Origin of the sequence: Lactiplantibacillus pingfangensis (genome assembly GCF_005404945.1) — a bacterium.
Classification (GTDB): domain Bacteria; phylum Bacillota; class Bacilli; order Lactobacillales; family Lactobacillaceae; genus Lactiplantibacillus; species Lactiplantibacillus pingfangensis.
In genome coordinates this window covers 1-8,095 of record NZ_BJDG01000033.1, presented here as the reverse complement: position 1 = coordinate 8,095, position 8,095 = coordinate 1, and the positions used below count along the sequence as shown (strand labels likewise).

The 8,095-nt window shown below is 43.5% G+C and carries 7 protein-coding genes; 4 read left to right on the top strand and 3 right to left on the bottom strand.

What is annotated here, in order from left to right:
• Nucleotides 1-240: 240 nt before the first annotated feature.
• Nucleotides 241-582 (bottom strand): hypothetical protein, encoded by a 342-nt coding sequence (locus FFM74_RS12250; RefSeq protein ID WP_137626919.1) that lies wholly within the window; start codon nt 580-582, stop codon nt 241-243.
• 858 nt (nt 583-1,440) lie between these two features.
• Between FFM74_RS12250 and FFM74_RS12245 the strand changes: the two genes are divergently transcribed.
• The 3 genes from FFM74_RS12245 (at nt 1,441) to FFM74_RS12235 (ending at nt 4,005) form a co-directional block, all read left to right on the top strand.
• On the top strand, nt 1,441-1,674 hold the full coding sequence (locus tag FFM74_RS12245) for a hypothetical protein (protein ID WP_137626918.1): 234 nt from the start codon (nt 1,441-1,443) through the stop codon (nt 1,672-1,674).
• Nucleotides 1,655-2,557 (top strand): SPFH domain-containing protein, encoded by a 903-nt coding sequence (locus tag FFM74_RS12240; RefSeq protein ID WP_137626917.1) that lies wholly within the window; start codon nt 1,655-1,657, stop codon nt 2,555-2,557. The genes FFM74_RS12245 and FFM74_RS12240 overlap by 20 nt, the downstream gene beginning before the upstream one ends.
• Before the next feature lie 125 nt (nt 2,558-2,682).
• Nucleotides 2,683-4,005: an MFS transporter gene (locus FFM74_RS12235; protein WP_137626916.1), complete on the top strand. Its 1,323-nt coding sequence runs from the start codon at nt 2,683-2,685 to the stop codon at nt 4,003-4,005.
• Nucleotides 4,006-4,064: 59 nt separating this feature from the next.
• Here the strand turns inward: FFM74_RS12235 and FFM74_RS12230 are convergent, their stop codons facing one another.
• Nucleotides 4,065-5,633, bottom strand: a complete 1,569-nt coding sequence (locus FFM74_RS12230) for a glycosyltransferase (protein WP_137626915.1) — start codon at nt 5,631-5,633, stop codon at nt 4,065-4,067.
• Between the two features lie 101 nt (nt 5,634-5,734).
• A complete protein-coding gene (locus FFM74_RS12225) occupies nt 5,735-7,114 on the bottom strand; it encodes an Ig-like domain-containing protein (protein WP_263405202.1) in 1,380 nt (459 codons plus the stop codon).
• On the opposite strand from FFM74_RS12225, the gene FFM74_RS13710 reads away from it, so the two are divergent.
• Nucleotides 7,077-8,095: hypothetical protein (locus tag FFM74_RS13710; RefSeq protein WP_223877234.1), on the top strand; the 1,019-nt coding region annotated here is incomplete at its 3' end. The genes FFM74_RS12225 and FFM74_RS13710 overlap by 38 nt on opposite strands.

Below are 8,095 nucleotides of genomic sequence, written 5' to 3'. Positions count from 1 at the left end.
AAAAAAACGTTCGCATTCTAAAATTGGCCAGAATTCGAACGAGTTTTGTATTTCTCAAGTTTCATGAATAGATTGGGGTTATAAATAATGTTTTATTTATAACTTGACTGTCCTATAATAATTCTAAGTAAAAAACGAGATTAACAAGTCTCAATGTGAGTCTTGCTACCTCGTCTCTGGAATATTTCTGAGCTCCGAACTCAGAAATATGACATAACTTATGTGAAAAATTGATAACGCTCAATCGTGATGCGACAGTAACGCTTCTTCCAGTAGGGTGATTAGGCCACTATAAGCAAGTAACGTTGCACCGTCATCTGATAAATCGGTTGCAGCCGTTGGAATTTCATCAGTCATCGATGATTTAGACTCATGGTTATTATCCTGATTTGAATTAACACGCCCAGTGTAAGAATCAGGTTTACCCATAGTCCCCATCTTTGATTGATGTTTTTTTTCGTCCACAAACCGATCAGCCCCACCAGATGGACGACTAGTGTCTTTATCCTTACGGGAGAAGTTCGTCAGACTGTCTTTTCTATTCCCAGTCACTTTACTCTTATCACCACCTCCTTCAGTCATTATCATTGATAGTCCAACCAATGAACGTGAATTATAATGATAACAAGCCTTACTTAAATACGAATCGACAGCTATTCTACATCTTCAAAAAATAGTCGCGATTCTCCCCGCTAAACAAGAATTCTCGGTCATCCCCGTCGCAAGAATTCTTGTCACCTCACAATTAACCCTGAATATCAAGTACTTGCCAAAACTATCACAAGCGAGGTTAGTACTTGACTAACGATCGTCATTTTAACTATGTGCCCACAGCGTAGACTGAATCATAACTAGGTTTGAAAATGGCCATTTTCAGAAACAATTGTTATTACTATAGTCATTTTTAACATGTAATAGTAGTAACAGTGACCTTAATCACTTATCTACAACACACATTTTAACTGAATAAATAAAAAAGTAAATAGGTTAAACGGCGTTGCCTAGCGTTTCCAACGGGTATATCGAGATTGAATATAAGATACAGTAATACTAGTTCGAATAAAGTTTATACAATAAACAATTAATTATTAGTTATTTTAGTGGCTATGGTTAGTTAAAATGTGCGTACTAAATTTAGACCAATTATCGAAAATCCCTGTAAACATAGTATCCCTTAAACGATTAGAACGGTTAATCTAGGCTAGATCTATTAATTTCAGCTTGCTAGCTTTTCTTTATCAGGCGATAATCAGCGCTTTTACATCATACTATGTATTATTTATATCTGTTGGTAAATTTGCCTAACTAAACTAATCCTTATAAGTAAATATTTGATTAAAATTTCACATTTTTTCAGTTTAGGTAATCATCCCTTAAGCTATCAATCGACGGCTAAACAGCTTATAATTAACTCATCACAATTAAAAGGTGGGAAGGGTTATGCAAGAAGGATACTTGGAACAGCGCTTAATCGGCCAACAATTCACGCTCGAACGAGCAGATTTAACTGACGGCGTCACGTTTTTTGGCATCTTTTACCATATCCACGCTGCAACACCATTACACGTTGGGGATTTAGTCGAAATCGTGCAGGCTAATGCACACGGCTTAACGGTAATCGCTGTTACACCTCGCCAACAGGGGGAATTTCATCATGGTCACATTAATCGTTAGTATTATCGTTGTTCTATTACTGATTGCGGTGCTTGTCGCTTCAATACGCATCATCACGCAACCGAATCAAGGTGTCGTTTTAACTTTCGGAAAATTCGAACGCGTTTTGAGCTCCGGCTTTCACTTTATCAAACCATTTATTTCACGAGTGATTACCGTTAATACGGCGCAAACGCCCGTCGACTTAAATCAACAAGTCGTCATCACTAAAGATAACGCTGAGATATCCGTTAAGATTTCTCTGAAGTATCACGTCACTAATATAGAAGATTTCGTCTTTAAAAACGAAGATTCCGTCCGGAGTATGATTCAAGATACGCGGGCCGCCTTGCGTGGGATCATTGGGAACAAAGAATTGAATGAAGTTTTAAACGGCACCCAAGAAATCAACGCCGCTTTATTCAAGGAAATCTCCTCAGTAACTGCTGGCTACGGCCTAAACGTGGATCGTGTCAATATTGATTCCGTCAATCCATCCGCTGACATTCAAGCTTCTATGAACAAACTGTTGCAAGCCACCCGTGAACGTGACGCCACCATCGCCACTGCGGAAGGTAAAAGCCGTTCAATCACGCTTGAAAACGAAGCGAATAACAAGGCGTTACTTGCGACCAACAAGGCTCAAAACGAGGCTTTGGTGAATAGTGCAACCGCCAAAGCAACGGCCATCCAAACGGAAGCTGATGCCGATGCTTATCGGACCAAGATTTTAAACGAAGCCTTAAGCCAATCATCCGAAAACTACTTCATTTTCCAAAATACAGAAGCGGTGAAGGCCTTAGCAGATGGCAGTTCTAACACCGTCGTCTTGCCTAACCAAACTTTAGATAGCCTGGGCTTAATTCCAGCATTAACTAAAGTTGCCAAATTGACTAAAAACTAGCCTAATATGGAGCTGTGACATCAGTCATGGCTCCTTTTTTAACCCTTGAGCCCCTTGAATATCAGCAGTCATTCAATTGGTGTACAATTAAAACACGCAAAATTTATAGAACCGGGGATGATACCTTGAAACAACCTTGGCAAACGGCTTGGCCCGAGCGCATTAGTTACGGCCTAAGCGACGCTGCCGATAATTTGGTTTTCCAGATGATGACCACTTATCTGCTCTTTTTCTACACTGATGTTTATGGTTTATCAGCGAGTGCGGCCGCGATTTTATTCGTTGTGGCGCGACTCGCTGACGTTGTCGAAAGTTTAATTATTGGCATCATGATTGATCATACCCATTCCCGTTTTGGTAAAAGTCGGCCATTCTTTCTGTGGTACGCCCTACCTTACGTGATTTTCGCTATTTTAACATTTGTAACGCCAAGCTTTAGTCCCAACGGCAAATTAATTTGGGCTTATGTGACCTATCTCGGCCTAGGATTCTTCTATACCGCTGTCAACTTGCCGATTACGTCAATTCTGCCAACCATGTCTCAGAATGAACACGAGTTGACCTTATTAGGTGTCATCCGCCAATTTTTCGGCAGTTCCGTTCAGATTATCGTCGCGGTCTTCACCTTGCCATTAGTTGCCGCCTTTGGCCATGGCAATCAACAGTTAGGCTTCTTACTGACCATTATCTTATTTGGTGTGATCTCTTTAGCCTTAATCTGGAATACCTTTTTCCAAGTTCGCGAACGCTTTAGCCAACCTGAACGCCCCCATCAACCACTCAGTGAAGTCTGGGGGATGCTTAAAAAGAATCAACCATGGATCGTGATTTCCATTGTTATTTTGCTTTATTGGCTCACAACGGCCATCAAAAATCAAACGACCATTTATTATTTCAAGTATTTGCTCCACAACGAAGGTTTAGTCCCAATCGTTAATGGCTTCACCTTTGCCGCTTTAATTGGGGTGATTCTGATTGTCCGTGCGACCCGTAAAATTGGTAAAAAGCGCACAATGTTAGCTGGGATTGCCATTGCCGCACTTGGGCAGTTGCTGCTCGCATTCGGCGCTGAAGCCCAACAGTTACCGCTAATTTTTAGTGGCACCCTAATCAATTCCGTGGGCAATGGCTTAATCATTGGGCTCGTTTCAATTATGATTGCCGACACGATTCGCTTTGGGATGAGTATGGGCATTCAAGCAGAAGGTATTTTAGCTTCAACCGATGACTTCGGGGTTAACGTCGGTTTAGGTTTAGGTGGGCTCATCACCGCTGGCCTATTTCATCTGTCAGGATACACGGCTAATCATGCCCAGAATGCGGCCACCCAACAGATGATTACCTTGAATTATGCTTGGCTACCTCTAGTTTTATATCTTATGATGTTTATCATGCTATTGTTTTACAATGAAACCCGTATGTTAGCGGCCATTGATGCAGCCAATTAACACAAAAGCGTTCGACAACATCTCGTTAAAGGTGTTGTCAAACGCTTTTTTAGTCAGAACTAATTAATCAAATCCAAGGCTGGATCTGTTTCAATGACCTTAGTTTGCCATAATTTCCATACTTCGGCGACTGAAAAATCATGGGCACGTGCATAGGCACCCGTGCTCAATGCTTGTAATTTTTCAGGATCAGTCATGACAGCCACAATCTTAGCAGTCATCGCGGCACGATCATCATAAGGCACCACATAGCCACTTTCGTCATTATGAATAATATAGGCCGGACCATAGTAGGTATCATATGAAATCGCTGGCACACCATAAGAATTGGCTTCTAATAAAGCCAACGCAAATCCCTCCAACCGGCTCGTCAGCAGCATCAATTGTGCCTGCTGATAAACCGCACCAATATCGTTCGTATAGCCTTTAAATTGGACACAATCTTGCAGATTTAGCTGTTGCACCAATTCTCGCAAATGATGTTCTTCTTTAAAACCGTCAGTCGCATCACCATAGCCATAAATATCAAACGTCAGCCAATCCAATTGATCGTGAGCTGCTTTGAATGCAAGAATGGCCTCACTTAAATTCTTTTCGGAGTACAGGCGCGCCACTTCCACGATTTTACCGCGAATGCGGCCACTACCGATCATTGGAATTTGTTCAGCATTTAACCGTTGCTCATCAACGACGCCGACTGGAATGTTGACGATTGGAATTCGAGTCCGCAGCCGTTCCTTAATATCATCAGCTTGTTGTGGTGTAGAGGTAATCACCATGTCAGTACGGCTTAAGCGATCCGTAAGACCCAATGACGGGTAAACCAATTCTTCATCAAATGGTTTGCGATATGAGCTGAAATGGATACTATGCAGACATTCAATCTTGCGTGCCGGCGTCTGCATTAACGTCATCGGATAATTCACGACCGCGGTCCGATCCGAGATAAAGGTTGACCGGAAATTGTCCCGCGTATTTAAATCATCATAAAATTTCGCAATCAGTTGGGCCTGATTCATATACGATTGGATCGCACCATCGGCCGTTAACAGCCGATAGTTCGTGGAAACAACGTGATTATCACGGTGTCGATAGGTGATTTCCAAGTATGGCCGACCAGTCAACGTATAAAATTGTTCCAATGCCAGATAGGCCTCACTAACATTGTCACCGGTTGCCCAAAATTTGGCATAAGCTAAGAAGCCACGTTCATCATAAACGTCGGTTCGAATCTTTTGCGCATCCCCATCATAGTAATCAACGGTGCTGACTAACTCCGTGTCTTGATTGATATAATGGACCTCAGCAACTTGGCGCTGACCATCCCAAAACCGTGCACAGCCTGGTTGCTTTTCTAACCGATAGTTTTCGCGGGCAATCGCCAACTGGTTTAAGCCTAATTTTTTTGCTTCAAAATGCTCAGTCCCAGCATAAAAATCATATAAATTCACAAAATTTTCTTCCGACAAGTGCCAAAAATTATTATTAGTCCGCGTCATTGCTGAATACGCAACGGTCACAATTTTAGCAGGCACCTTAAATTGGTTGAATAACTGAATTCGTTTAAACTCCGCATGTTCAAGCCCCGACGCTAATTGGATCACACTTTCATTTAAAAAATAGTACATTCTTAATCACGCCTTTCAAAGTAAAAGCGCGTAATTCATCGCTGAATTACGCGCTTTCTCGACCAATCATTTAGTCAATTCAAACGATAAGTCTTTTTAACTTAGATCATATCTTCGCGACGCCGACGAGCACCTAACAAGCCAACTAAGCCAAGCATAATCGTCCCTGCAACTGCTAATGATCCTTCAACAGAATCGTTAGTTTGTGGCAATGAACCCTTGTTTGAAGTTGCTTGTTTGCTACTGTCATTGGCCAACTTAGCGAGGTTTGAACCATTGTTCAACGCATCGCCAGCGGTCGTCCCGTTACCAGCAGTTGTGCCAGTGCCGTTACCAGTGTTCGAACCGTTGCCAGCTGTCGTACCAGTACCGTTGGTTGAGCCATTACCAGTGGTTGTCCCAGTGCTGTTACCAGTGTTCGAACCGTTGCCGGTCGTTGTCCCAGTACCGTTACCAGTATTTGAACCATTACCAGTAGTGTTTCCAGTATTGATCGTATCGCCGTTTGCATCAGTCGTTGTTCCCTTTGCAGGAATCGTAATACCAACAGGATTACTTGCAACACCACCATCGGTTGAAGTAACGTACAGTTTATCACCAGCGGCTAAACCGTCTTTAGAAACTGTCAACGTAAACTTGCCATCAGAACCGACTGTTGTCTTACCGATTTCTTTACCAGTACTATCGGTAATCGTAATTGTGGCACCTGGCTTACCAGTTCCTGTAACGGTAACACCATTGTCATCGTTAGTAACTGTTATGCTACCAGGTTGTTCACTTGGAACTGTGATGTTGATAGGATTACTATCGTTTCCACCATCAGTTGTCGTCACTGAAATCGTATCGCCAGGTTTAACTGAACCCTTTGGAATAGTGATTGTGAATGTCCCATCTTTACCAACAGTTCCTTCAGCAATCTTATTACCTTCACTATCAGTGATCGTAATGGTTGCACCAGGAGTCCCTTCGCCGGAAACAGTGATGTTGCCATCCTTATTGTCAACGACGACTTTGGTTGGTTGTTTAGCTGGAACCTTGATCCCAATTGCATTACTCAAACCACCATTGGTTGCTTGAACAATTGCTAAGACCGTCCCGGGCTTACTGTTGTCTAATGGCACTTGAATATCAAAGTTACCATCAGCACCGACTTTACCAGAAGCTAATGAATCGCCATCAGCAGTAAAGACGTAAATAGTTGAACCAGGAGTCCCTTTACCAGTGACATGAGCGTAACCGTTAGCATCAACTGTAACTGTCATGCTGCTTGGTTGGTCAGCAGGAACCGTAATGTTAAGAGCACTACTTGTCTTGCCATCCTTTTGTTGGATAACCGTAATCTTGTCACCAGAAGTAACTGCAGTCCCAGGTAAGGTTAACTTGAACGTCCCATCAGTACCAACAGTTGTCGAAGCAATGGTCTTACCATCGGCATCCCGTGCAGTGACGGTCGAACCAGCTTCACCTTTACCAGCAATCACAACAGAACCATCAGTTTGTTTATTAACTGAAACATCAGTTGGTGCAGTCATTGTTGAGCCAGAGTTATCCCCTGAGTTTGAGCCTGAGCCGGAGTTTGAACCTGAGCCTGATTCGCTACCTGAGTTTGAGCCAGAGCCAGAGTTCGAACCTGAGCCTGATTCACTACCTGAGTTTGAGCCAGAGCCAGAATTTGAACCGGAGCCTGATTCACTACCAGAATTTGAGCCAGAACCGGAATTCGAGCCGGAACCTGATTCGCTACCTGAGTTTGAACCGGAGCCGGAGTTCGAGCCTGAGCCTGATTCACTACCAGAATTTGAGCCAGAACCGGAATTCGAACCTGAGCCGGATTCACTACCAGAATTTGAGCCAGAACCGGAATTCGAACCTGAGCCGGATTCAGAACCTGAGTTTGAGCCAGAGCCGGAGTTCGAACCGGAACCTGATTCGCTACCTGAGTTTGAGCCAGAGCCGGAGTTCGAACCGGAACCTGATTCGCTACCAGAATTTGAGCCAGAGCCAGAATTTGAACCGGATCCTGATTCAGAACCGGAGTTTGAACCGGAGCCGGAATTCGAGCCGGAACCTGATTCGCTACCTGAGTTTGAGCCAGAGCCAGAATTTGAACCGGAACCTGATTCGCTACCTGAGTTTGAGCCAGAGCCAGAATTTGAACCGGAACCTGATTCGCTACCAGAATTTGAGCCAGAGCCAGAATTTGAACCGGAGCCTGATTCAGAACCTGAGTTTGAACCGGAACCAGAATTTGAACCTGAGCCTGATTCGCTACCTGAGTTTGAGCCAGAGCCGGAGTTCGAGCCGGAACCTGATTCGCTACCAGAATTTGAGCCAGAGCCAGAATTTGAACCGGAGCCTGATTCAGAACCGGAGTTTGAGCCAGAGCCAGAATTTGAACCTGAGCCTGATTCGCTACCAGAATTTGAGCCAGAGCCAGAATTTGAACCTGAACCTGATTCACT